This window comes from Fictibacillus phosphorivorans, from assembly GCF_001629705.1.
GTDB lineage: Bacteria > Bacillota > Bacilli > Bacillales > Fictibacillaceae > Fictibacillus > Fictibacillus phosphorivorans_A.
Genome location: NZ_CP015378.1, coordinates 645,793 through 668,702, shown reverse-complemented (window position 1 = coordinate 668,702; position 22,910 = coordinate 645,793). Strand labels below are relative to the sequence as shown.

General features: G+C 39.1%; 25 protein-coding genes. 12 read left to right on the top strand and 13 right to left on the bottom strand.

The features are described from left to right. Window positions 1-3 precede the first annotated feature (3 nt). From ABE65_RS03515 to ABE65_RS03505, 3 genes are all read right to left on the bottom strand, one after another. Window positions 4-1,221 (bottom strand): metallophosphoesterase family protein, encoded by a 1,218-nt coding sequence (locus ABE65_RS03515; protein WP_066391358.1) that lies wholly within the window; start codon window positions 1,219-1,221, stop codon window positions 4-6. A 111-nt stretch (window positions 1,222-1,332) separates the two neighbouring features. After that, window positions 1,333-2,607 carry an ABC transporter permease gene (locus tag ABE65_RS03510; RefSeq protein WP_066391356.1) on the bottom strand — a complete coding sequence of 425 codons (1,275 nt, stop codon included), beginning with the start codon at window positions 2,605-2,607 and terminating at the stop codon, window positions 1,333-1,335. Further along, entirely contained in the window at window positions 2,600-3,496 is an 897-nt protein-coding gene (locus ABE65_RS03505; protein ID WP_066391355.1) for an ABC transporter ATP-binding protein, read from the bottom strand. Before ABE65_RS03505 ends, ABE65_RS03510 begins: the two co-directional genes overlap by 8 nt. Before the next feature lie 147 nt (window positions 3,497-3,643). Here ABE65_RS03505 and ABE65_RS03500 point away from each other — a divergent pair, with 147 nt between their 5' ends. Both ABE65_RS03500 and ABE65_RS03495 read left to right on the top strand, forming a co-directional pair. After that, the gene (locus ABE65_RS03500; protein ID WP_066391354.1) at window positions 3,644-3,829 is read left to right on the top strand and encodes a YhzD family protein; all 186 of its coding nucleotides are present in this window, start codon (window positions 3,644-3,646) and stop codon (window positions 3,827-3,829) included. Between the two features lie 29 nt (window positions 3,830-3,858). Then, complete coding sequence (locus tag ABE65_RS03495; RefSeq protein WP_231887846.1) at window positions 3,859-4,293, top strand: GNAT family N-acetyltransferase; 435 nt, start codon at window positions 3,859-3,861, stop codon at window positions 4,291-4,293. A gap of 342 nt (window positions 4,294-4,635) precedes the next feature. Here ABE65_RS03495 and ABE65_RS03490 read toward each other — a convergent pair whose 3' ends face one another. The 6 genes from ABE65_RS03490 to ABE65_RS03465 form a co-directional block, all read right to left on the bottom strand. After that, window positions 4,636-6,120 carry an aldehyde dehydrogenase family protein gene (locus ABE65_RS03490; RefSeq protein WP_066391353.1) on the bottom strand — a complete coding sequence of 495 codons (1,485 nt, stop codon included), beginning with the start codon at window positions 6,118-6,120 and terminating at the stop codon, window positions 4,636-4,638. Window positions 6,121-6,643: 523 nt separating this feature from the next. Beyond that, window positions 6,644-7,495 (bottom strand): Cof-type HAD-IIB family hydrolase, encoded by an 852-nt coding sequence (locus tag ABE65_RS03485; RefSeq protein ID WP_066391352.1) that lies wholly within the window; start codon window positions 7,493-7,495, stop codon window positions 6,644-6,646. A gap of 156 nt (window positions 7,496-7,651) precedes the next feature. Then, the gene (locus ABE65_RS03480) at window positions 7,652-8,020 is read right to left on the bottom strand and encodes a YlbF/YmcA family competence regulator (protein WP_066391346.1); all 369 of its coding nucleotides are present in this window, start codon (window positions 8,018-8,020) and stop codon (window positions 7,652-7,654) included. A 49-nt stretch (window positions 8,021-8,069) separates the two neighbouring features. Then, a complete protein-coding gene (locus tag ABE65_RS03475) occupies window positions 8,070-9,206 on the bottom strand; it encodes a DUF445 domain-containing protein (RefSeq protein ID WP_066391344.1) in 1,137 nt (378 codons plus the stop codon). Window positions 9,207-9,268: 62 nt separating this feature from the next. Continuing rightward, complete coding sequence (locus ABE65_RS03470) at window positions 9,269-9,967, bottom strand: Dph6-related ATP pyrophosphatase (protein WP_066391343.1); 699 nt, start codon at window positions 9,965-9,967, stop codon at window positions 9,269-9,271. A 14-nt stretch (window positions 9,968-9,981) separates the two neighbouring features. Beyond that, the gene (locus tag ABE65_RS03465; RefSeq protein WP_330998115.1) at window positions 9,982-10,605 is read right to left on the bottom strand and encodes a polysaccharide deacetylase family protein; all 624 of its coding nucleotides are present in this window, start codon (window positions 10,603-10,605) and stop codon (window positions 9,982-9,984) included. A 131-nt stretch (window positions 10,606-10,736) separates the two neighbouring features. Between ABE65_RS03465 and ABE65_RS03460 the strand changes: the two genes are divergently transcribed. From ABE65_RS03460 to ABE65_RS03445, 4 genes are all read left to right on the top strand, one after another. Beyond that, complete coding sequence (locus tag ABE65_RS03460; RefSeq protein ID WP_066391342.1) at window positions 10,737-11,630, top strand: PucR family transcriptional regulator; 894 nt, start codon at window positions 10,737-10,739, stop codon at window positions 11,628-11,630. Between the two features lie 137 nt (window positions 11,631-11,767). Next, on the top strand, window positions 11,768-12,865 hold the full coding sequence (locus tag ABE65_RS03455) for an ABC transporter ATP-binding protein (protein ID WP_066391341.1): 1,098 nt from the start codon (window positions 11,768-11,770) through the stop codon (window positions 12,863-12,865). A gap of 317 nt (window positions 12,866-13,182) precedes the next feature. Then, window positions 13,183-13,962, top strand: coding sequence for a transporter substrate-binding domain-containing protein (locus ABE65_RS03450; protein WP_066391339.1), 780 nt, complete (start codon window positions 13,183-13,185; stop codon window positions 13,960-13,962). Beyond that, window positions 13,955-14,608 (top strand): amino acid ABC transporter permease, encoded by a 654-nt coding sequence (locus ABE65_RS03445; RefSeq protein ID WP_066391338.1) that lies wholly within the window; start codon window positions 13,955-13,957, stop codon window positions 14,606-14,608. Before ABE65_RS03450 ends, ABE65_RS03445 begins: the two co-directional genes overlap by 8 nt. Before the next feature lie 33 nt (window positions 14,609-14,641). On the opposite strand, the gene ABE65_RS03440 is transcribed toward ABE65_RS03445, so the two are convergent. Both ABE65_RS03440 and ABE65_RS03435 read right to left on the bottom strand, forming a co-directional pair. Continuing rightward, window positions 14,642-14,890 carry a hypothetical protein gene (locus ABE65_RS03440; protein WP_066391337.1) on the bottom strand — a complete coding sequence of 83 codons (249 nt, stop codon included), beginning with the start codon at window positions 14,888-14,890 and terminating at the stop codon, window positions 14,642-14,644. Window positions 14,891-14,962: 72 nt separating this feature from the next. Then, on the bottom strand, window positions 14,963-15,157 hold the full coding sequence (locus tag ABE65_RS03435; RefSeq protein ID WP_066239924.1) for an alpha/beta-type small acid-soluble spore protein: 195 nt from the start codon (window positions 15,155-15,157) through the stop codon (window positions 14,963-14,965). Window positions 15,158-15,345: 188 nt separating this feature from the next. Here ABE65_RS03435 and ABE65_RS03430 point away from each other — a divergent pair, with 188 nt between their 5' ends. Next, complete coding sequence (locus tag ABE65_RS03430) at window positions 15,346-15,654, top strand: ArsR/SmtB family transcription factor (RefSeq protein WP_066391336.1); 309 nt, start codon at window positions 15,346-15,348, stop codon at window positions 15,652-15,654. Window positions 15,655-16,137: 483 nt separating this feature from the next. Here ABE65_RS03430 and ABE65_RS03425 read toward each other — a convergent pair whose 3' ends face one another. After that, entirely contained in the window at window positions 16,138-17,655 is a 1,518-nt protein-coding gene (locus tag ABE65_RS03425; protein WP_066391335.1) for an aldehyde dehydrogenase family protein, read from the bottom strand. A 132-nt stretch (window positions 17,656-17,787) separates the two neighbouring features. Between ABE65_RS03425 and ABE65_RS03420 the strand changes: the two genes are divergently transcribed. The 4 genes from ABE65_RS03420 (at window position 17,788) to ABE65_RS03405 (ending at window position 21,212) form a co-directional block, all read left to right on the top strand. Next, window positions 17,788-18,579: an SDR family NAD(P)-dependent oxidoreductase gene (locus tag ABE65_RS03420; protein WP_066391334.1), complete on the top strand. Its 792-nt coding sequence runs from the start codon at window positions 17,788-17,790 to the stop codon at window positions 18,577-18,579. 198 nt (window positions 18,580-18,777) lie between these two features. Then, the gene (locus tag ABE65_RS03415) at window positions 18,778-20,016 is read left to right on the top strand and encodes a DUF2157 domain-containing protein (RefSeq protein ID WP_066391333.1); all 1,239 of its coding nucleotides are present in this window, start codon (window positions 18,778-18,780) and stop codon (window positions 20,014-20,016) included. Next, window positions 20,009-20,530 (top strand): GDYXXLXY domain-containing protein, encoded by a 522-nt coding sequence (locus ABE65_RS03410; RefSeq protein WP_066391329.1) that lies wholly within the window; start codon window positions 20,009-20,011, stop codon window positions 20,528-20,530. The genes ABE65_RS03415 and ABE65_RS03410 overlap by 8 nt, the downstream gene beginning before the upstream one ends. A gap of 349 nt (window positions 20,531-20,879) precedes the next feature. After that, entirely contained in the window at window positions 20,880-21,212 is a 333-nt protein-coding gene (locus ABE65_RS03405) for a protein YmzB (RefSeq protein ID WP_066391327.1), read from the top strand. Between the two features lie 26 nt (window positions 21,213-21,238). On the opposite strand, the gene ABE65_RS03400 is transcribed toward ABE65_RS03405, so the two are convergent. Continuing rightward, window positions 21,239-22,561: a globin-coupled sensor protein gene (locus tag ABE65_RS03400; RefSeq protein WP_066391326.1), complete on the bottom strand. Its 1,323-nt coding sequence runs from the start codon at window positions 22,559-22,561 to the stop codon at window positions 21,239-21,241. Between the two features lie 165 nt (window positions 22,562-22,726). Here ABE65_RS03400 and ABE65_RS22015 point away from each other — a divergent pair, with 165 nt between their 5' ends. Continuing rightward, window positions 22,727-22,879, top strand: coding sequence for a hypothetical protein (locus tag ABE65_RS22015; RefSeq protein WP_197480335.1), 153 nt, complete (start codon window positions 22,727-22,729; stop codon window positions 22,877-22,879). The last annotated feature ends 31 nt before the right edge of the window (window positions 22,880-22,910 follow it).

Sequence of the window (22,910 nt, the reverse complement as noted above, 5' to 3'; positions counted from 1 at the left end):
CACCTACCTGCTTTTATGAAGTTCAGATAATAACAATTGTTCTGCTTGTTGTTTGATATCTTCCCAATCTTGTTCATTCAAGTCTATGTATTTTCTAGCAGTTCTGTGTGTCGACAACTCAGAGATCGCTAGTTGCAATTCAGTGTCATCCTCTAGAACACTCAATAAATCTTGAAAAAAGGCAGACTGTTTCATGGATTGTTCTTCTTGAATAGAAGGAGTTGTTACATTCTTAATCGTTACAACATGAACAAAGGAAGAATCATAAACTTCTTCACGTAAAATCTCTTCAAGGTCTTCTATAAAAACTCCATCTAAAAGCTCATGATAAAGCGGTGTTTGACCCATCAACTTTATGATGAGGAGGATACCTTTATTTCGCTGTTGATACGTGCTGATCTTTGTTTCACACAGATTGATCACTTCTTGCAGACTATCAACCTCACTTACATCAATTCGGCATTCTTGCCATTCCAATTCAGAAGTAGAGTGAAAGTGACTTTCCACTTCATCATGGTTTAAGGTAACGATGTAACCACCTTTTTCACCTAGTTCGCCACTATGTCTGCCTTGTATATTTCCTGAATAGCGAACGATCGGCTCTAGGTTTAGATCGATTCGTTTATGAATATGGCCGAGCGCCCAATAATCATAGCCTTTCTTTAAAAGCTCTGTTAATAGGAATGGTGCGTATCTGCCATGGCCGCTATATCCATCAGCCTGTCCATGCAAAATCCCAATATGATACAGATCATCTCTTTTTTCGGGATAGTATAATGTCCGATCATCTGTAACCGCTGCTGTTTCATAGCTAAATCCATGCAGAGCCGCTACTACTCTTCCCTGTTTTTCAAAGTGGAGAGTTTGTATGTGGTTGCCATTAAAAAAGTGCACATTGCTTGGCCACTCTAGATCAACCCATTGACCATCTAATGGATCATGATTGCCATGAACAACATATACGTTTATGTTGTGACTGTTCAATTTCATAAAACAGTTTTTCAAAAATGACTGAGCTTTTAAGCTTCGGTTCCCGCTGTCATAAAGATCTCCTGCAATGACCACAAAATCCACTTCTTCTGTAATCGCGAGATCGATAAGCCGTTTAAAGGATACGAACGTACTATTAGAAAGTCGCTGAAAAAGCCCTTCAGGCAACGAAGAAAGCCCTTTGAAAGGACTATCTAAATGGAGATCTGCACAATGTAAAAACTTTATCATTTCACTCATCCTCTTTTTCTACCATTCTTCCCTTCATTTTAACATATATACGAAAGCACGTTCGCTTGTGAATGTGTAAAAAAAGAGAGCACGAGGCTCTCTTTTTTCTTGTTAAATGTCGGTTGTATTCTTCTTCTCTTGCTTGGATAATAGAAGGGCTTGCTTGAACAACTTTAAGGACGGTGCGTTTCCATACATCAAAACACCACCGCGATATACACGAGCACCAATGATAGCAAACAAGAATATAGCTCCTACTAGAACGCCGATTCCCAGTGCTACTTCCCAAACTGGTAATGAAAGCATCCCTACACGAAGCAGCATGAGCATCGGTGTAAAGAGCGGGAAGTAAGATGCAGCAGCAACAAAGCCAGACTCTGGATTTTCTCTGCCAAACATGGCGATCATAAATGCCGCCACGATTACGATCACTACAGGTGTCATCAAATTATTAACTTCTTCCACTCTGCTGATCAATGAACCTAGCATCGCAAATAGTGTTGAGTAGAGGAAGAATCCTAAAATGAAAAACACAAGAGCATAGATGATTAATGAGGTTGGAATCTCATTCAACTTAAGTTCATTTATGATACTCTCACTTCCGCTAAGCTGTCCGTTTAATTTCACTGCCAGAAACCCTCCAGCAACAAACAACGCAAGCTGAGTTAATGCTACGAGTACGATACCAAAGATCTTCCCAAACATTTGTGTCACAGGCGATACAGAAGAAATCAGTATTTCCATAACGCGTGAAGATTTTTCTGTTGCCACCTCTACGGCGATCATACTTCCATACATCATAACGGCCATGTACATGAAAAATAGAACCACATAGACTAAGATGTATACTTGAGCGGCCTCTTCCTCACTTTTCGCTGAATCAGACAATGATTCTTTAGCAAAAGAAACCGGCGAATAGATAGCAGCAAGTTGTTCTTGATTCAATCCGATAGACTCAGCGGCTGATTTGTTCTTAATCTGCTGCAGCGCTAACTCTACATCTGCGATCAAGCTCTGTTGTGTTACATCTTCCGCTTTATATGTTCCCGTCATGATACCTGAAGCATCACGATCCAGAATTAAAAGTCCTTCAATTTTACCATCAAGTACTGCTTTTTCTGCTTCATTCTCTGATTTTGTGAACGCTTCTGCTTTCAGATCATCACTTGTTTGTTTAAGTTGTGTTTGAAGAGCTGGGAGCGTTTCTCCTGTTCGGTCGATCACGCCTATTTTAGAAACCTCATCCTCACCAAACATTTTTGTGATCTCGTTCATATTCGTGATCACGAATAACAAACCAATCGTAATGAGTGTTGTGATCAGGAATGGTTTTGATTTTATTTTAGATCGATATGTATGCATCATTACGGTCATAAACTTACTCATGAACAACACCTACTTTCTCGATGAAGATATCATTTAACGAAGGTTCCTCAAGCTCAAACTTCCTTACAAATCCTTTTGATTGAATAGCTTGGAATAGATCTTTAGCCACTTCTTCTCTCTCAACTTGAAGAATGATTCCGTCTCCTGTTGTACGATGTTTGATAACGCCAGCAGTATCTTTCAGATATGTTAGATCAAAGTCTGCTTTAACAGAAACATTCTTTTTCCCAAAAGATCGTTTGATTTCTTTTAGATTTCCTTGAACAACCGACTTTCCTCTATGCATGATACAGAGATGCTGACATAATTCTTCTACATGCTCCATCCTATGAGAAGAGAAGACAATCGTTGTTCCCTCTTTTTTTAGCTCATGAACAGCGCTCTTCAGAAGCTCAACATTCACAGGGTCTAATCCGCTAAACGGTTCATCTAAGATCAAAAGTTCCGGACGATGAAGGACCGCCGCAATGAACTGAATTTTTTGCTGATTTCCTTTAGACAACGCTTCTACCTTCTTATTTAAATACTCTTCTGCTCCGAAACGTTTTAACCACTTATCCGTCTGTTCTTGAATTTGTGATCGCGTCATACCACGTAGCTGCCCAAGATAGATCAACTGCTCTCTAACTGTGAGCTTTGGATACAATCCTCTTTCTTCGGGTAGATACCCTATGAGATCACTTGTCTCATACGAGATTTCTTTTTCGTTCCATGTAATTCTTCCTTGTGATGGGGTTAATAATCCTAAAATCATTCGAAATGTCGTCGTTTTCCCCGCACCATTTGCACCTAACAAACCAAAGATTTCGCCTCTAGGAATCTGTAGGTTAATTCCGTCAACAGCTGTAAAGCTTCCAAACTGTTTTCTTACTTCGTTAATGGTCAACATGACTAAATCCCTCCCGCTGTAAAATATACCATATATTACTATTACGTAGGGCAACACCTTAAGTTTCATACAAATTCTTAAGTTTATAGCAGGAAAAATTCGTCGAATGTTGAAATCAAATTTAGATACGAAAGGAGTTCGATCATCATGAATACATACGCACTAACTGCTTATGAAAGTAACGGAGAAAAAATATTGGATGAAACAATTTCTGCACCGAATGATTCTAAAGCAAAAGAGCAAGGAGAAGCCCGTTTGGCTGAACTGAACATGCAAGAAAAAACGCATCGTCTGACTTCACCAAAGGGACAATTGCTTCTTTTCCATCGCTAATGAAACTCATGGAAACGAGGGAGAAAACAGTGAGTGAAGTGATTCTGCGTGAAGCTCGATACGATGACAGTTACGAACTTTCTTATTTAATGGGAGAGCTTGGTTATCCTACTAAGCCCGAAGAGATGACAGAGCGGTTAGAAACGCTGCTTCCTAACTCTGCTTATGCTTGTTTTGTGGCTTGTGTAAACGACCAAGTAATCGGGATGATCGGCCTAACAAAAGGAATATATTTTGAGAAAAACGGCTGCTATGCACGTATTACTGCTCTAGTGGTAAGTGAAGAATTCAGAGGAAACGGCATCGGCAAGGAGCTTGTTCGTTATGGAGAAGAATGGGCAAAAGAGCAAGGCTGTACGGCAATATTGCTTAATAGTGGAAAACAAAGAACAGACACCCATGAGTTCTATCGCAGTTTGGATTATGATGATACTGGGTTGCGATTTATTAAGGTAATGCTTTAATAATAAGCCGCTTAATAATGTATAAGTTGTTCAATCCGAAGCAAAAAAGAAGATCAAGAAAGTGAAGTTTTAAGGAGCGAAGTGTAGTCGTCTGAGAAAAAAACTGAGGCAGAGATTCGCCGCTTATCAATGTATAAATTGTTCATTCAGAAGCAAGAAGGTCGAGGAAGTGAAGTTTTTGAGGAGCGGAGTGTAGTTTTCCTACATGAGCACCGAAAAAACAAAACTGACGAAGAGATTCGCCGCTTATCAATGAACAAAGAAAAAAACCGGATGCTGGATCTAGCACCCGGTTTTTCCTATTTATCCGTTCAATTCTTTGACCCCGTTATATCTTGTTGTCTATTTTAAGTTAACCCATACACTCTTAACTTCTGTGTAGTTGTTTAATGCATAAGATCCCATTTCACGTCCGATACCTGATTGCTTGTATCCGCCGAATGGTGAAGCAGCATCAAACGCATTATAGCAGTTCACCCATACTGTACCAGCACGAAGCTTGTTCGATACATAATGAGCCGTTTTTAGATTCTCTGTCCATAGTCCTGCAGCAAGACCATACTCAGAATCGTTTGCACGTGAAATCACATCATCCAAGTCTTCAAACGGCATTGCAGCCACAACTGGTCCGAAGATCTCTTCTTTCGCGATCGTCATCTTATCATCTACATCGGCGAAGATTGTCGGCTCAACAAAGTATCCTTTGTCAAATGGAGTTGTTCCTCCTGTTAACAATTCTGCACCCTCGTCTTGTCCTTTTTGAATATATCCAAGAACGCGGTTATGCTGTTCTTGAGATACGAGCGGCCCCATCGTTGTATCTGGATCTAATCCAGGGCCTTGCTTGATTTTTTTCGCATGAGACACAAGGTCTGCTACGACATTATCAAATGATTTCTTTTGAATATACAAACGTGATCCTGCACAGCAAACTTGTCCTTGGTTGAACATGATTCCGCTTAACGCACCAGGAACCGCTCGGCTCATGTCAGCATCAGGCAAGATGATGTTTGGCGATTTACCACCTAGCTCAAGCGTTACACGCTTTAATGAGTTAGACGCGTTACGCATGATCAGCTTTCCTACTTCCGTAGAACCTGTAAATGCGATTTTGTCCACGTTAGGATGATCAACTAATGCCGCACCTGTTTCACCAGCACCCGTTACAACGTTTAACACACCTTCTGGGAATCCAGCTTCATGTGCTAATTTTGCCAAGTAAAGGGCTGAAAGAGGTGTTTGCTCAGCCGGCTTCAGTACGACCGTACATCCTGTCGCAAGAGCTGCACCAAGCTTCCAAGCAGCCATCAATAATGGGAAGTTCCAAGGAATAATTTGACCAACTACACCGAGCGCTTCATGGCGCGTATAGTTGAAGAAACTTCCTGCTACAGGAATCGTCTGCCCAACGATTTTCGTTGACCAACCAGCATAATAGCGGAAATGTTCAATCGCGAGCGGAACGTCTGCATTCATCGTTTCGCGAATCGGCTTTCCGTTATCCAATGTATCAAGCTGTGCTAATTCTTCTTTATTCTCTTCCATCAATTCTGCTAATTTGTAGATCAAGTAGCTTCGCTTTGAAGCAGGCATCTTGGACCAATAACCTGTTTCAAAAGCTGCTCTTGCCGCTTTTACTGCTTTGTCGATATCTTCAGTTCCACCTTCAGATACAACTGCTAATACTTCTCCAGTTGAAGGGTTTAACGTTTCAAATGTTTTTCCACTAGCGGAGCTGACCCATTCCCCATTGATAAAATGCTTTTTCGTTCCGTTAAGAAACTCGGCCACCTTTGGTTTTAATTGAAGGTCTAAAGTTTTTTCCATTTGAATCCTCCCTTTACATTGTGGTTCTTACATAAATATTATTCGTCACGATTCATGTAAACCCTTTCATTTTCTACATTTGTAATAAAACTGAAACGTTTTTTACGAAATTCGACGGGAGATGTCGAAAGAACTCTATTTGTATGTAATCAATAGACTGGCGCACAGAATCTCAGGAATCGCTCATAAATCTCAAGAATCGCTCACAAATCTCAGGAATCGCTCATAAATCTCAAGAATCGCTCACAAATTTTTAGAACCGCTCATAAATCTCAGGAATCGCTCACAAATTTCTAGAACCGCTCACAAATCTCAGGAATCGCTCACAAATTTCTAGAACCGCTCATAAATCTCAGGAATCGCTCACAAATCTCTAGAACCGCTCACAAATTTCTAGAACCGCTCATAAATCTCTAAAATCGCTCACAATTCCCCAGAAATGTTCCTCTCCGCTTTTACCTACACAAAAAAAGACTCCTCTCAGACAAATGTCTAAAAAGAGCCCTCTTTATCGCCCAAATAACTATCGTTTCAATGTCTGGAAGCGCATCTGCTTGCGGAACACTTCTTTTACCATATACGGTACGCCTAACTGATCGTTTGTACGCGTGATCCACTTCGCTTTTCTCTTCACTTCATCAGGTGCGTTTGCCATCGCTACACCTAGACCTGCAAACTCAATCATATCTAGATCGTTATAGGAATCTCCTATTGCTACCATCTCATTTGGAGCGATCCCGAGTTTCTCACCAAGAAACCTTAAGGCATTTCCTTTTGTTACTTTTTTTGCTGTGATCTCTAACTGACATTTTGCCGATGAAGAATACTCAAAGTCCGGCATATGTTCTTTTAGATACTTCATTGCAGAGTCGCATTCTTTCTCATCAAAGAACTGTACATCCATCTTTGGAGGTGCCACTTCTTGTGAGAGAACATAGTCTCCAAGATTCTCTGTAAAAGATACAGGGTAGAACAGCGGATCACCCGTGCTTAATGTTAATTTCGCAACGAGCTGACTTTTTTGCTTGAGTTGATTTCCTACTGAGAAGCGCTCATGGACGACGCGCATGTGGCATTCGTAATTTCCAAGCACTTCTACCAATCTATAAGTATCTTCGACCGATAACCTTTTCTCTTGAAGAGGTTCATCAAGAGATGAAGCAATGAATCCACCATTATGACTGATCAAATAATTGTCGATCTTTAACGCTTTTGCGATCTTTTGTGTAGATGGAAAACTCCTGCCCGAAGCGAGTGTGACATAGACCCCTTTTTGCTGCACATAATCAATGGCTTCTTTCGTTTCTTTATCGATACGGAAATTGCTTCGCAGTAGGGTTCCGTCGATGTCAATCGCTAGTAAACGGTATACCATGATGCGCTCCCCCCATTTCGCGAAAATATAATATAAGAACTCGTGTTAAGTTTATGACCTTGAAACATGCTTTAGAACGCGGACAAACCTAAGAAATATAGGGTAAAAGGAAAACCCCCTGCTACAAGAGTAACAGGGGGTTAGATCAGCACATTATTATTGCTGTTGTCCGTCTTCTTCAACCATTGGTCCATATAGCTCTTCCAATGGCTTTGTGATTACCTTATTTAGATCATTGATGATCATGCTCATGCGTTGCTCAGCTGCCATAAGCTTTGAGATCGTTTCGTTCTGCTGTACATCAGCAAAAAGCTTTTGAGCTTCTTCAATCTCTTCAGGAGTTACTTCCTGACCGTTCATTTGTTTTTGTTGTAGATTAACTTGAATATCACGGAATTTACCGAAAAGCTCTTTCGTTTCCGGATTGTTATTTACTTCATCATAGCTTTGTTTTAAAGCTGTAAAGTCCTCACTATTGCGCAATGCTTTTTCTAAGTCGTAAGCAACATCATATACGTTTGCCATTGGTAAAATACCTCCTATTGATTAACTACGGTACCCACTATAACAGACTCTACAAAAATAGTACAAGGATACCTTGAAATACACCGATAATTCCACCTAACAAAGCGCCAAGCCATGTTATCATCTTAAGTTCACTTTTCGCGATCGAGATGATGATTTCCTCTAAACGCTCCAGCGAAAATGCCTCAACCTGTTCTTCCACAATCTTCGCAAGATGCATCTTTTCAAGCAGCATCTCTAATCGATCGACAAATAGGTCTAGACCCGCAGATACTGCTTTTGGTGTTAGGTCATTCACAATCCAGCTCTCAACCGAACTCGCTAATGAAGAAACAGGTGTGTTTAAATATTCTTCAATGGGAAGTCTAGCTGTAATTTCTTTTGCTAAACCAGTAGTAATCTCAGGCAGTTTCAGCAGCCCTAGTGCCTCTTCTGATTTTTTTTCCATAAAGTTGCGGTATTCTTGCTGAAGAAGGTTCAGCAAGGTATCACGTGTATTTTCATGCTTCATGAACTTGATCAGTTCAGGTTGTACTTTGTCGGCAATGCTTACATTACCAAAGAACATAGACACCATATTAACAAGCATCCCCTTGTCCATTAGAAAGGCATCAATGCCACTCGCAAGTGATTTTCGGCCTTCTTCACTTTCTAAATAAACAACGCCTTTGTTCAAGAGCCAATCTACGATTTCTGGTAACTTTTCTTCCCCTCTGGCAACAAATTTTTCTGGCAGAATATCTTTCATTTCCTTACCATTTGATTCCTGAAGCATCACATTCATTCGATTACTCAGCCATGCTTCGGTTGTTGTTTGGATTCTGTTCTGAACGTCATCCACACCGAAATCTTGTTTAAGCAGATCACTGATCGTCATGTCACTCTTTAAGAAGCGTTTCACTTCTACTTGAACGAGTTCAGTCATCTCTTTTCGAAATTCACCATCGTTAATTTTCGCTTGTACACCTTCTGCGGTTAATAGATGTTTGGTTACGGTCTCACCCAGCTGCACGGCCAGCTGTTTTCTACGCTTCGGTATGAGTCCAGGTGTAAATGGAACTCGATATTTACCAATGTATAATGTAGTAAACGGTCGAAACAACATTCGGATTGCAATGGAGTTTGTTAGACCACCAATAAACGCACCGACGTTCGCCATGATAGAAATTGAAATCCATATATCCATATTTTTATCTCCATTACTCTAGATTCTATTTTCCTAGTAAATGTGGATTATGATTGCGCTAGCTATTTTAGCTCCCCTTTTGGAAGGATATCCACATAATAAAAACGATCTTCATTACTGAACATATCTTTTACCATTCTCGTCTCACCTAACGTATACGTAACAGGAAAGGAAAAGTTCGGTCCATAAAAAACAAACGTGTGAAATTCTCCGTTCTCACCACATATATCATGTTTCTTCGGGTAGTCTTCTATAAACTGCTCGTCTATGACACGGCCAGTAAATGAGGAATCTATTTTTAATGTATCTGAGCAGCACACAACAGTCTTAAACCCGTTACTCAAAAACTCATTAATAATTTGCTCAGAACTCTCACCCCATATTGGAAAAATTGGCGTGATTCCTGTACCTTCTAACATGTTTTCGCGGTACTTTTTTACATCTTCTAAAAAAATATCCCCAAACATGATGTGCTGTATACCATCAGCTTTAATGCCGTCAACAGCTTGTTCCATTCTTTGTTGATACAGATCATTCGGACAATCTTTAGGGATCCAAACCGCTCGGAGAGGTAAGCCAAGTGACTTTGCCTGCATTTCTAAAAGTTCATTTCGAACGCCATGCATGGTTGTCCGATCGTAGTCTTCTGTTAACGTTGTTAGTAAGGAATCGATCTCCCATTCTGCCGATTTCTGCAGTCGATACAGAGCTAATATAGAATCTTTTCCTCCGCTAAATGAAACGACAATTCTCTTCTTCATCTAGGACCCTCCCTTTATAACGATTTAGGAGGCAAAACGAACTCATAGCCTTCTAGTTTTAATTCAGAAATCAATTCATCTAAAATTTCTACGGTTTGCTTTAATTCATGAAGAAGAATAACAGAGCCATCCTCAGCATGATTCAAGATGTTATGAACAATGTGTAAGGGATCTTTTTTGTGTTCCCAGTCCAGACCCGCCACTTCCCATAAAAAAGGAATCACATTGATCTTCTTTAGTATATCCAACGTATCTTCATTAAACTGTCCATAAGGCGGACGAAAATATTTCACTTCTTGACCTGTGAGAGATTCTAACTGTTTCAAATTCGTAGAAATATCATGAAGCTGGTCACAATACGAAAGTCTCGTTAAAACGCGATGGCGCAACGAATGCCCGCCGATCATATGCCCTTCTTCAATCACACGTTTCCAAGGACGTTTTACATGCAACAACTTTGACTGCCAAAAGAACAGTGCTGTTACTCTATGTTTCTTTAGGATATCTAGCAGTTCAACCAAAACAGAAGATGGCCCATCATCAAATGTAAGAATCAATGATTTTGTTCCTTTAGGTGAATCCTGCTTGTCCCAATTTTTTTTATTCGTCCAAATCTCTTTATTTTCCCAGTCGTACACGACCGTTGCAGAAGTTACTCAAGGACACGTTTTCATGGTGTCTCCTCCTTCTTGGGAATCTGTTAGTTTAGTTAACCACTTAACATTGCTATAATAATAGCAAGCTTTTTCTTGAAAGGATATGAAAAAGGATGCTCGATAAGCTTAAGAAGCACTATAAGAATTCTATGACAACAGACCTCTCACAGCAGTCTGGCTATTACTGGTTCCTTTCAGATGACAGCGAACCGTTCGGTATCTCAAAACCTGCTGTTTCAGATTCAGAACTAACATTACTTCGCTCCCTATTTAACACCTATGAAAATGATAATTCCTTAAATGTTTTTTCAGCACAGCAGTTAAAATGGAGAGCACTTCTTTTTGACGAAAAAGCTACAACAGAAGAAGGCTTCTATAGATTTGTACACTTTTTTAGCAAGCAGCCGATCACAGATCATGCTTCATTTTCAGAAGCAGTTAATGGACTTTTTCCTGAGGATGCAGTTCTCCTTCTCAACAAAGATCTTAAGAGTGGCGTGATTATTGAAACATCCAAACAGGAGTTTAGTGAAACACCTTATGAAGCTTTAAAAGACATGCTTTCTACTGACTTTTATTTAGATATTTCAATATATATAGGCTGCTATAACAATCAACTTCGTCGCGCAAAAGAAACGTATACAAGAGAACAGCAACAATTTTTAGAGGTTCGAAATCGACTGATGCCAAGATCTGTTTATACAGTAGCTGATATCGTTCCGTATATCCTTCTTCAGTCCGCCAGTCCGATGGCCGATCAAACATTAACATCATTAGTAGAAGAGTGGCGAGAAGAAGACGAGGAAACGCTAAAAAGCATCAAAGTATTTGTTGAATGCAACCTTAACGTTTCGTTAGCGGCGAAACAATTATATATTCACCGAAACAGCCTTCAATATCGTGTGGAAAAGTTTTATGATAAAACCGGCATTGATGTGAAGCAATTGAAAAATGCACTCACCGTGTACTTAGCCATTCTTCTTATTGAACAAAAAGTTCCTCGTTAACTTCAACCACCCTCTTTGTGCACATTGCATAAAGAGGGTTTTTTATTTTAGGCATGTCGTCCATTTACGTTTACCGGAATGAAAGCGTAAACTTAAAACATTAAGAAAACGTTTACATCGGAAGGGGAATTATACAAATGGCAGGTATTAAGTTAAATAACATCGTAAAAAGATATGATAATAAAGTAACAGCTGTACATGATTTCAACCTTGATATTTCGGATAAAGAATTCATTGTATTCGTAGGACCGTCTGGTTGCGGTAAATCAACAACGCTTCGTATGATCGCTGGTTTAGAAGAAATTTCTGAAGGTGATCTTATCATCGATGAGCGCGTTGTAAACGATGTAGCTCCAAAAGATCGTGACATCGCGATGGTTTTCCAAAACTATGCCCTATATCCTCACATGAACGTTTATGACAACATGGCATTCGGTCTTAAACTAAGAAAATTCAGCAAAGAAGAAATTGAAAAACGTGTTAAAGAAGCGGCACGTATTCTTGGTCTTGAGCAATACCTAGATCGTAAACCAAAAGCACTTTCAGGTGGTCAGCGTCAGCGTGTTGCACTAGGACGTGCGATCGTTCGTGATGCAAAAGTATTCTTGATGGATGAGCCGTTATCCAACCTTGATGCAAAACTTCGTGTTCAGATGCGTGCAGAGATCACAAAGCTTCACCAACGTCTGCAAACGACTACAATCTACGTAACGCATGACCAAACAGAAGCGATGACGATGGCAACCCGTATCGTTGTTATGAAAGACGGACGCATCCAACAAGTTGGATCTCCTAAAGAAGTATACGATACTCCTGAGAACGTCTTTGTTGGAGGATTTATCGGAAGTCCTGCAATGAACTTCTTAAACGGTACGCTTGAAGATGGATTCTTCAAAGTAGGTGATACGAAGATTGCAGTCCCAGGTGGAAAAATGAAGATTCTACAAGAAAAAGGCTACAACAACAAAGATGTTGTTCTTGGTATCCGTCCAGAGGATATTCATGATGAGCCTGTATTCTTAGAGTCATCTTCAAACACGAAGATTGAAGCGAAAATTGACGTTGCTGAATTGATGGGTGCTGAAACATTCTTGTACTCTACAGTTAGCGGACAAGATTTCATCGCACGCGTAGATTCTCGTACAGATATTCGCAACGGTCAGGACATTTCGTTAGCGTTTGACATGAACAAAGCACATTTCTTTGATAAAGAAACAGAACTGCGTATTCGTTAATTCATATGTTATAAAAGCTCTGCTTAATCAAGCAGAGCTTTTTTCTTGTCCACTATACAATCATTCATTACCGAAATTTGTATTTTTATGTGATACATTCATATTTTTATATGATAACTCTTAATTTTTATATGATCGTACTCTAAAATTATGTGATCATGCCTTCTTTTTATGTGATAATGTCTTCCTCCAAAAAAAATCCCCTGTTATTTTTTCCTTTATCGGGGAAAATGTTAAATGATTGACGAAATCGTCATTCGTTTATACAATAAATTCTATAAAAATTGTCGGGATTACCCTGACGAGGAGGACTTCATTTGAAACACACATTTAAATTCCTGTCAGCTCTCGCTCTTTCTGTCATTCTGTTGTCAGCATGCGGAAATTCAGACGAGTCAAAATCAGGTTCGAACACTGATAAAAAAGTACTTACAATAGGTACAGAAGCTACATATCCACCTTTCTCATACCGTGATAAAAAGACAAACGAAATCACTGGATATGATGTTGAAGTAGCTAAAGAAGTTGCTAAGCGTCTTGAAATGGAGCCGAAGTTCGTTGCAACTGAATGGAAGAACATGTTTACATCTCTAGACTCCAAACGATTTGACCTTGTAGCGAATCAAGTAACAATCACGGACGAAAGAAAAGCTAAATATGACTTCTCTACTCCATATACCGTTTCTGGTGGACAAGTTATTGTCAACAAAGACAACAAAGATATTAAAGGAATTGAAGATTTAAAAGGCAAAGTAGTCGGTACAACACAAGGAAGTAACTATGCTGCTGAAGCTGAAAAAGCTGGAGCAAAAACAAAGTTCTATAAAGGTGCTGCACAAGTATTAACAGATTTAGATGTTAACCGTGTAGATGCTGCAATGAACGATCAGCTTTTCATCCTGACAGAATTAAAGAAAACGGATTATAATGTTAAAGCAGTTGGAGAGCCTTTTAATAAAAACGAAATGGCATTTGCATTCCGAAAAGATGATAAGAATCTCATTAAAGATGTAAACAAAGCGCTTGAAGAAATGAAGAAAGACGGCACACTAAAAAAGCTCTCTGAAAAATATTTTGGAGAAAATGTAAGTGAATAACTTATCAGAAATTCTGATCAACTCCCTCCCCTATTTATTGGAGGGAGCTGTTTTTACTATCGTCATAAGTCTTGTTTCGATTTTCGGAGCGCTTATTTTCGGATTGGTTGTTGCTTTATGCAGGATGTCATCGAATAAATTCTTGTCAGGGATTGCTAAGGGGTATATTTCCTTCTTTAGAGGAACGCCATTATTAATTCAATTATTGATTCTCTACAACGGTTTCACGTTTATTTATGTACCAGAAGGATGGCAGGCTGCTCTCGCTGGACTCATACTTCATTTTAGTGCCTATATTGCAGAATCCTATCGGGGTGCCATTCAATCGATCGAAAAAGGCCAATGGGAAGCCGCTTTCTCACTCGGAATGAACAGATACCTTACCTATAAGGAAGTCATTCTTCCCCAAGCTTGGAGAATTTCAATTCCATCGGTCTGGAATTCATTGATCGATATCGTCAAGGCTTCTTCATTAGCATCTGTCATTACAGTACCAGAGCTTACCTTGGCCGCAGATCAGATCAGTGCATCACAACTGATCGTACTTCCCGTACTTTTAGAAGCTGCCGTAATCTATTGGATTTTAACGTCCCTTCTGGATGGCTTAAGAGTATTGCTTGAAAAACGAATCAGAATCAGCCAATAATCCTTCATGTCTCTTTTAGATATGAAGGTTTTTTTATTCCCACTCACCTATAAAAAACAGAACCTCTTGGTGACAAGCATCACAATAAAACACATGTGGGCACTGACTTTCTGCAAAATTATCGGGATAGCCATCCTCAAGCTTAAGTTCATCTACTTCCATATAAGGGCTGTAATCATCGAAGAAATCACTCACTCTTCCTTGATTTTGAACCGCTCTTCCGCATTCCGGACAGCGAACGTTTATGGTTTGAAAATTATTACAGATCGGACACATCGCCATCACTTTCAACTCCTATATGATTTAAAAAGAGAGTGGATTCCTCCACCCCCTTTGTATCAACTTCATGTTAAATTAGCGATTACCGCCACTTAACTGTTGCTGACCCATTGCGACTAAACGTTTTGTCATTTCCCCACCAACCGAGCCATTTGCACGAGCAGTTGTATCTGGGCCAAGTGTAACACCGAACTCAGATGCGATCTCATATTTCATTTGATCAATTGCTTGCTGTGCTCCTGGGACAACCAATTTGTTTCTTCTTGCCATGTGTTTCACCCCCTTGTTCTTATTGTGTATCTCACCAGTTTCTCTATTCGCTCTTATCACTGGCAATATATAGCGTTGTTCCCACTACAAATCAATGGATATATTCAAAAAAGTTGTCTAGTTGGTTTATACTGAATTATAGTAAGGAAAAATCATGTGATGATTATGAATAAAGTTGGTGAAAGAAAATGTCAAATGAATATGCAGTAGAGATGTTTAGAAAAACCATACCTCTGTTTCAAGCATTGGGTGATCCAGTCAGACAAGACCTTGTCCTGCTTTTAGCTGAAACCGATAAAATGAATGTTACCGATATTGCCAGTCAATCTCCAATGTCACGGCCAACCGTATCCCATCACTTAAAAATATTACGAGAAGCTGGAATTGTTGGGACGGAGAAAAAGGGCAAAGAGATCTTTTATTTTTTAACGCTTGATCAAACCGTTGTTCAGCTCAAACAACTCATTCACATTATTGAAGAGGAATGTATTTTGTGATTTTTAGTATTCGCATGCAATGTTCCTCTTGTAAGTAGTTGATTTCCGTTCCAGGTTGCTCGCTTTCCGGGGGGTGTGCGGTGAGCCATCTTGCCGCTTTGCGCCATAAGATGTCTCACCTGTCACACTGATCCCCCAGGAGTCTCCCACCTTACACTACAATCACCCTTTCAAAGATGCTTATTGAAAACTAAAAGGAACAGCTATTTAAAGAACTAAGCTTTCAATTTCTATTGAAAAAAATACTTCTAAAAAACGATTCAGCATGATTGGCTGAATCGTTTTGGTTTGGCTAACTTTTTTTGTTATTTACTTCTTTGACAAGTTGATTGAAGTGGAAGTTGCGAGACTCCTACGGGACGAGCGGTCAGGTGGAGACTCCTAAGGGCGCAAAGCGGCAGGAGGCTCACCGTTCGCCCCGTGGAAAGCGAGCATCTGTAACGGAAATTAACTACATTCAAAGGCAACTCTGAAACTAAACCCCTATTTTTTCCGAAGCTGTTTGATGCCTGAACGTATAAGTTCCGCTCTCCCTTTACTGTTTGAGAAATAAGCTTTGATCAATGTTCTTATGTTCGAGTATTTATTTTCATACGGATACCAATTGATCTCTCTTTGTTTGATACCCGAATCTTTCATTACTGACATCTGACGAGTAAAGATGAACAATCCTTCGTCTCCATGATACCTGCCTACACCGCTGCTTTTCACACCGCCAAACGGCAGATGAGGATTCGCTACTGAAACCAACACATCATTAATAACTGCACTTCCTGTTACAAGTTTGGATGTCACACGATTTGCTTTTCTAGCGTCCTTTGTCCATACACTTGCATTCAAACCAAATTCCGTGCTGTTTGCTTTTTCAATCGCTTCTTTTTCTGTTGAGAAGGATATTACAGGCAGTACCGGTCCGAACGTCTCTTCTTTAACGATGTTCATATCTTCCGTAACATTCGTTAAGATCATTGGTTCCAAATACATGCTTTCTCCCCACTGATCTGGATCTTTACCTGTAAGCAGAAGAGCTCCTTTCTCTAATGCATCCTTCACGTGACTTCTGATGATTTCTTTTTGGTGAGGAAATGTTAATGAACCTATATCTTCTCCAAGTTTCAGCTTCTTCGTTTCTTCAACAAGACGGTCGATGAACTCGCCATGAATCGCATGTTGCACATAAACTCTTTCGATCGACATGCAAACTTGCCCCGCATTCGTGAATGCTCCCCAAACCGCCCCATTCACTGCTCTCTTAAGATGAGCATCTTCAAATACAATCATAGGATCTTTTCCGCCAAGCTCGAGTGTATATGGAATAAATCTCTTACTTGCTTCAACTCCAATCTTACGTCCTGTTTCTACGGACCCTGTAAAAAAGATGCCGTCTGGCGTTCCAGAAACTAAAGCTTTGCCTAGCTCTTTTCCACCATGCGCAACTTGAAGAACATTTTTGGGGAGATTGACTTCTCTCGCAATTTTTTCAATCAATAATCCAATCGTTGGTGTCACCTCAGATGGTTTTAAAATGACGGAATTTCCTGCGATCAGAGCAGAGATTACTGGAGTCATGGATAATTGAAAAGGGTAGTTCCATGGTGAGATGACTAACACTGTTCCTAAAGGAAAATAATCCATATATGAAGATTTCCCTATAAAAAGAAGCGGTGTCGAAACTTTCTTTCGCTTTAAAATTTTTGGTGCTCTCTTTTCATAGTGAGCGATTAGATCAATGACAGGCATTAGATCTGCTGTTAGTGCTTCTGTCTTTACTTTTCCGGTCGCAGCACAAATCTCATCTACGATTTCATCCATGTTTTCTAGCAGATGATGCTTGATCTTTTTAATAAACGTTAATCGAGTTTCTAACGATCGAGTGGACCAAAATTGAAAAGCGGCAGACGCTTTTTGATACATTTCAGGTATTTGATTTTCTCCCGTTTCTAGCCACTGATCGATGGTTTCACCTGTTGCAGGGTGTTTTGCAATCACTACATTTTTCATTGGAGCGCCTCCTTTTTCAAAATATTCATATTTCTTTTATCATACCTTTTTTGATTGTTTAGTGTTTATTTATTTTTGTAGTTATGTTATCATGTTGATATACTTAAACATATGAACATGATATCAGAAAGGATGTTTCTTTTGATAAATAATAAAATTGTACTCATTACTGGAGCTTCAAGCGGAATCGGTCTTGAGTTTGCCGATCTCTTTGCTAAAGACGGCTATCACTTAGTGCTTACAGCTAGAAATCAGATGAAGCTTGATGAGATTGCCGGGCAGATGTCTAAAAAATATGGTGTTCCCGTTACAGTAATTGCTAAAGACTTAAGTCGCCCAGATGCCGCAGAAGAACTGACTGCAGAAATTATCGCAAAAGGTATTGAGATTGATGTTCTGATCAACAATGCAGGATTCGCTGCATACGGACCTTTTAATGAGACATCATGGAAAGATGAAAAAGATATGATTCAAGTTAACATTACGGCTCTAACAACACTAACTAAACAACTTCTTCCTGGAATGATTAAACGCAATCGAGGGAAGATCTTAAACGTTGCATCGACTGCAGCTTTCCAACCGGGTCCATTAATGGCTGTCTATTATGCAACTAAGGCATATGTACTCTCCTTTTCAGAAGCCATCAACTACGAATTACGCCATACCGATGTGAGTGTTACAGCTCTTTGTCCGGGTGCTACGGCTACAAACTTTGAAAAACGTGCGAGCCTTGAATCTTCTCGTTTGTTCCAATCAGGTGCGATGGATGCAGGCGATGTTGCACAATCAGGCTACAAAGCTTTAATGTCTAACGAAGCACTGGTGATTCCAGGGTTTAAAAATAAAGCTTTGGCTAACATCGTTCGATTCTTACCTCGCAAGACGATTTTGAAAATCGTGCATTATGTACAAGACAAAAAATAAATGTAATAATTTTGAGAACAGCATAGATAGCTGTTCTTTTTTTCTTGAACTTCATCTAAACATAAGACTTCGTATACTCTTTTCAATTTATTGCTTGATAACATGATTTTCATTGTGTAAAATTACACTAAAAGAGAATATTCGTGTTTCGTCTGAATGAGTAGGGCTCTACATATACATGAATTGAGGTGGTATAACATGAACAAACAATGGATGAGAAAAGAAGGTCAAAAGTGGATTGCTGACAACATCATTTCTGAAGATCAGCTAGATTTAATTCTTGAAAGATATCCTGACTCTAATGACAATCGAAAAGTTACGGGTGTATTACCTATTTTAGCTAGTGTTTTAATCGGCATAGGAATCTTGTCTTTCATCGCATCAAATTGGGGAGAAATCTCACCGATCGCTAGGCTATCCTTACTTATCGTGTTTATGCTCGGTTTTTACTATTCAGGTGAACGGTATTTGAAAACCGGCCATCGTTCATTAGGTACTTCTCTTAATCTTCTTGGAATCATTACTTTCGGAGCAAGCATCATTCTTCTAGGTCAAACATTTAACCTTAATGCAGTCGATGCTCGTCTATTCGTTTTCTGGAGCCTTCCTGCCATTTTTTATTTGTTTAGAGATCGTCACAGACTATACTTCTTCCTTCTTGGGCTTTTAACAGTCGGAGGGCAATTTTACAGCATAAGTGAATTTCAAAGCTTTAGTTATCTTTTATGTATTGTTTTTATCGTAGCTGTAGGAGGATTTGTTTTCTTGTATCCATCCACTCTAAAATCTTGGGTTTTTACGATTGGATTCAGTATTCAAGTTCTTATGTTTATTACGGTCAACGATATTAATCTACTTTGGTTCTTCTTAGTTGGATTCGCCTTATTTACAAGCTCTTTATGGCTTGAAAAGAAAGTATTTAAACAACCGTTTAATCGCGTAGGGACACTTATCGCCTTTGGTTTCGCTTACGGATTATATTTCTTACTTACAAATGAATTTTCTGCAGACTTTGATCTACCTAATCCTTATCTGTACATCCCTGTACTGGTGGTGCTGTTCGCTCTATCAGTCCTCGGAAAACGAATGGAGAATATATATATGCACGCATGGGAACTTTTAATTTTCATGCCGTTCTTTTACCTGGTCAAAGTAACTGATCCATTAATCGTAGGCATTGTGTATTTAATCATCATGTTCGTTTATTCCGGCTTCAAACTTGCTGAAGGCTATCGTAACGAAAGTCGTTCACAGATCAATTTTGGTATCATACTTTTTCTGCTCGTTTGCTTAATGGGTTACTTTAATCTGGCATGGTCCTTTATTCCGAAGTCCATCTTCTTCTTACTTGGCGGCGTTCTTTTATTCATACTCAATGCGTTTCTTCAACGCAAGAAAAAGCAGATCTTAAAGAACGGAGGTCCGCATCATGACTAAAAAAAGAGGTTGGATGATCGCTGCCCTTCTTCAAGTTTTATTTCTGATCTTTATCGCAGGAAGTTATTACAGCATCGATTATTTTGGAAAAGAGATCAAGATTAAGACCGTTCCCGTAGATCCCAGAGACCTTTTGTATGGTGATTATGTAACACTTCGTTATGATATTAGTACAACGCCACTTAAAAACTATAAGGGAAATGCAGATGAACTAGATCGAGGTCAACAAAAAGCCTATGTTGTTCTACAACCTAACAAAGAAGGTTATTATGTTATTAAGAATGTTTATTCTAAAAAGCCAGATGTAACGAATAACCAAGTTGTGTTAACGGCAAAAGCTGAAAAGGTCTGGGGGGAAAACTCCTTCGATCAAATTCAGCTTACTTATGGATTTGAGAGGTATTATGTTCAAGAGAACACAGGAAAAGAACTTGAACAGCAAGCAAAAGACATGGATGTAATCATAAGTGTTGCACCTTGGGGAGCTCATAAGATCGTAGAACTTAACCCTTAAATGCTGAAAGACTCATAAAGAGCTGGAAGTGCTTTTTATGAGTCTTTTTTACTTGCTGGGGGGTTGTCGAAAATCGGATAAATAATTTTATCTACGGAATTATCGAGGATTACCTCGTATAAAAATCGGTTTACCTCGTAATAAAAAGAGATTACCTCGTAATGTGTGTTTCTGTCCTCCTCTTATGGACATTTCATCTCACAATGTTCTGCAGACACGCACTGCAGCATTCCTACTAAAGCGTTTCTCAGTTAAAAAAACTCTTCATACAATTTTTATATCTAATTACTATTTATTCTCCGGTTTAAGTTTAAGGATTACGGGAAAATTGAATAATGAGGTGAAAACAATGTCAGATACTAAAATAATCGAACTAAAAGATTTACTAAATGGGTGGGCTGGTAACCAGATTTCTATTCGTAAAGAAGAAGCTGGAGATTTAGATCAAATCAGAATCTCACTGGATAAGGCAACCTTTGAACAAAGAGACGCACATGATGACTATTTAGGTGACCACATATTGTTTTTACACGGTACAGCTTATGCAGCAGAAGATGGTTCACAAGTTGAGCTACCAACCATTACGTACGAGATACCGATTGATGGAATTAATGATATTCGAACAGACGAAAACATCGTTTCATTCGAAACCAATAGAGCACAATATGTTATCAATAAATAAAGAAGAGATCCCGCGGGATCTCTTCTTTATTCTTGTTGCATCGTTTTCGTAACATCAGTTAACGAATCGGCTGAAACCGCGATCTGACCTACAGCATGACTCAGTTCTTCTATCACTTCAGCCATCACTTCTACTTCTTTTTCTAGCTTTCCGCTTCGATCCGTACTCTCTTCCATCTTAGATAGGATCGCAACAAAGAAATCTGATATTTCCGTAGCTTCACTGACACTATCGTTTATATAATGGTGAATACTATCAACCGATTGAGTGACAGCTTCTATTCGTTTGTGTGTATTTTTCACAAGTTCTGAAACACCAGAAACAGAAGTCTTTGTTTGATCTGCTAACTTTCGAACTTCGTGAGCGACAACAGAGAACCCCTTTCCAGCTTCACCAGCTCGAGCCGCTTCAATCGCTGCATTAAGGGATAGAAGGTTCGTCTGTTCCGCGATCGCTGTAACAATATCAACAACATCGTTAATTTTAACCGTTGCTTGTTCTAAGTTGATTAGTTCAGCTGTAATTTGCTCGGATTGGTCTTTGACTTTTAAAATCATTTGCTGATGATCGTCTAATTTGTCCTTACCTGCTAACGAATGATTAGAAACCTGTACAGCAGATTCTGCTGTGCTCTTTGCAAAGACGACCACTTCATCAGCCTTTGACGTTAACTCTTCTAATGCTGCACTCGTCTCTTCTGAGATACTCGCTAGTTCTTCCACAGAATCCCCGACTGATAATGCGATTTGCCTTTTTTGCTCTTCATGCTTTTCTCTTTGTTTGATTTGCTCTGATTCAAAAGCCTCTAAAACAATCTGTTGTTCAAAGTTTAAAATCTTTGTTACTGCTTTAACAGCGAGTTGATACTCATTTTTATTCTCAATATGTTTGTCTAATATCGATAAAAAGGACAGCAACATATCTTGAAAAGAACAGATGTACCATTTTGGCTGCAAACCGATCTTAAAATGGATGTGGGCGATTACTTTTCTTTGTTCAATATAATTTGTATCAATAATACCATCAAACATTTCTTGTATATGCTTAATCAGCGTTAATTGAAGCTTATTAACCGAACTATGTTTTTGAATAATTTCCATCAAACCAGGAACATGTTCAATATTTTTATAAAATTGGTTCACGATCTCTTCTATATTCTCAGAGATCAACGGCTTGATCGAGCGAATGATCGCTAAGTCATCCACTGTTAATGAAATCATTCTCAATTGTTTCTGCCATTCACTGTTAGGAGAAACTAAGATTTTCACTTCTTCTGTAACGATTTCAGTAGGATTCAGCACGGCTGTCGTACTCTTCTTTTTTGTTAAGATGCTTAAAATAGATGCCATTTCAATTTCCTTCTTCCTAATAATCACTTGTATTTCATCCAATTTGATGCATTTACATGCGACTAATCGCTCATTTTGTATATTCATATGTTTTATCGACTTCATTTAGGGAATCTTTCACTAAACAAAAATAATTTCAAAAAAATGAAAAGAGGAGTGGTTCACATGTGGAAAAAGAGATGGGCAGCAGGTACTTTGGCAGCCATGTTAACGTTAGGTGGATTAACTGCTTGCGGTGATGGTGTAGACCAAGACAACGGCGTAGACGATGGCGAACAAAACGATGAGATGGATGACAAAAATAAAGAAGAAGGTTAATAATAAAAGCGCCTTCTATCAATAAACGAAA

What these genes read in the sequence shown, in the direction of transcription:
- ABE65_RS03400 (WP_066391326.1), bottom strand. Translation starts at nt 22,561, where the DNA reads ATGGCATCTATTTTAAGCATCTTAACAAAAAAGAAGAGTACGACAGCC.
- ABE65_RS03505 (WP_066391355.1), bottom strand. Translation starts at nt 3,496, where the DNA reads ATGTTGACCATTAACGAAGTAAGAAAACAGTTTGGAAGCTTTACAGCT.
- ABE65_RS03485 (WP_066391352.1), bottom strand. Translation starts at nt 7,495, where the DNA reads ATGGTATACCGTTTACTAGCGATTGACATCGACGGAACCCTACTGCGA.
- ABE65_RS03470 (WP_066391343.1), bottom strand. Translation starts at nt 9,967, where the DNA reads ATGAAGAAGAGAATTGTCGTTTCATTTAGCGGAGGAAAAGATTCTATA.
- ABE65_RS03440 (WP_066391337.1), bottom strand. Translation starts at nt 14,890, where the DNA reads ATGGCGATGTGTCCGATCTGTAATAATTTTCAAACCATAAACGTTCGC.
- ABE65_RS03410 (WP_066391329.1), top strand. Translation starts at nt 20,009, where the DNA reads ATGACTAAAAAAAGAGGTTGGATGATCGCTGCCCTTCTTCAAGTTTTA.
- ABE65_RS03405 (WP_066391327.1), top strand. Translation starts at nt 20,880, where the DNA reads ATGTCAGATACTAAAATAATCGAACTAAAAGATTTACTAAATGGGTGG.
- ABE65_RS03455 (WP_066391341.1), top strand. Translation starts at nt 11,768, where the DNA reads ATGGCAGGTATTAAGTTAAATAACATCGTAAAAAGATATGATAATAAA.
- ABE65_RS22015 (WP_197480335.1), top strand. Translation starts at nt 22,727, where the DNA reads ATGTGGAAAAAGAGATGGGCAGCAGGTACTTTGGCAGCCATGTTAACG.
- ABE65_RS03435 (WP_066239924.1), bottom strand. Translation starts at nt 15,157, where the DNA reads ATGGCAAGAAGAAACAAATTGGTTGTCCCAGGAGCACAGCAAGCAATT.
- ABE65_RS03475 (WP_066391344.1), bottom strand. Translation starts at nt 9,206, where the DNA reads ATGGATATATGGATTTCAATTTCTATCATGGCGAACGTCGGTGCGTTT.
- ABE65_RS03420 (WP_066391334.1), top strand. Translation starts at nt 17,788, where the DNA reads ATGTTTCTTTTGATAAATAATAAAATTGTACTCATTACTGGAGCTTCA.
- ABE65_RS03480 (WP_066391346.1), bottom strand. Translation starts at nt 8,020, where the DNA reads ATGGCAAACGTATATGATGTTGCTTACGACTTAGAAAAAGCATTGCGC.
- ABE65_RS03500 (WP_066391354.1), top strand. Translation starts at nt 3,644, where the DNA reads ATGAATACATACGCACTAACTGCTTATGAAAGTAACGGAGAAAAAATA.
- ABE65_RS03490 (WP_066391353.1), bottom strand. Translation starts at nt 6,120, where the DNA reads ATGGAAAAAACTTTAGACCTTCAATTAAAACCAAAGGTGGCCGAGTTT.
- ABE65_RS03430 (WP_066391336.1), top strand. Translation starts at nt 15,346, where the DNA reads ATGTCAAATGAATATGCAGTAGAGATGTTTAGAAAAACCATACCTCTG.
- ABE65_RS03415 (WP_066391333.1), top strand. Translation starts at nt 18,778, where the DNA reads ATGAACAAACAATGGATGAGAAAAGAAGGTCAAAAGTGGATTGCTGAC.
- ABE65_RS03425 (WP_066391335.1), bottom strand. Translation starts at nt 17,655, where the DNA reads ATGAAAAATGTAGTGATTGCAAAACACCCTGCAACAGGTGAAACCATC.
- ABE65_RS03460 (WP_066391342.1), top strand. Translation starts at nt 10,737, where the DNA reads ATGCTCGATAAGCTTAAGAAGCACTATAAGAATTCTATGACAACAGAC.
- ABE65_RS03510 (WP_066391356.1), bottom strand. Translation starts at nt 2,607, where the DNA reads ATGAGTAAGTTTATGACCGTAATGATGCATACATATCGATCTAAAATA.
- ABE65_RS03515 (WP_066391358.1), bottom strand. Translation starts at nt 1,221, where the DNA reads ATGATAAAGTTTTTACATTGTGCAGATCTCCATTTAGATAGTCCTTTC.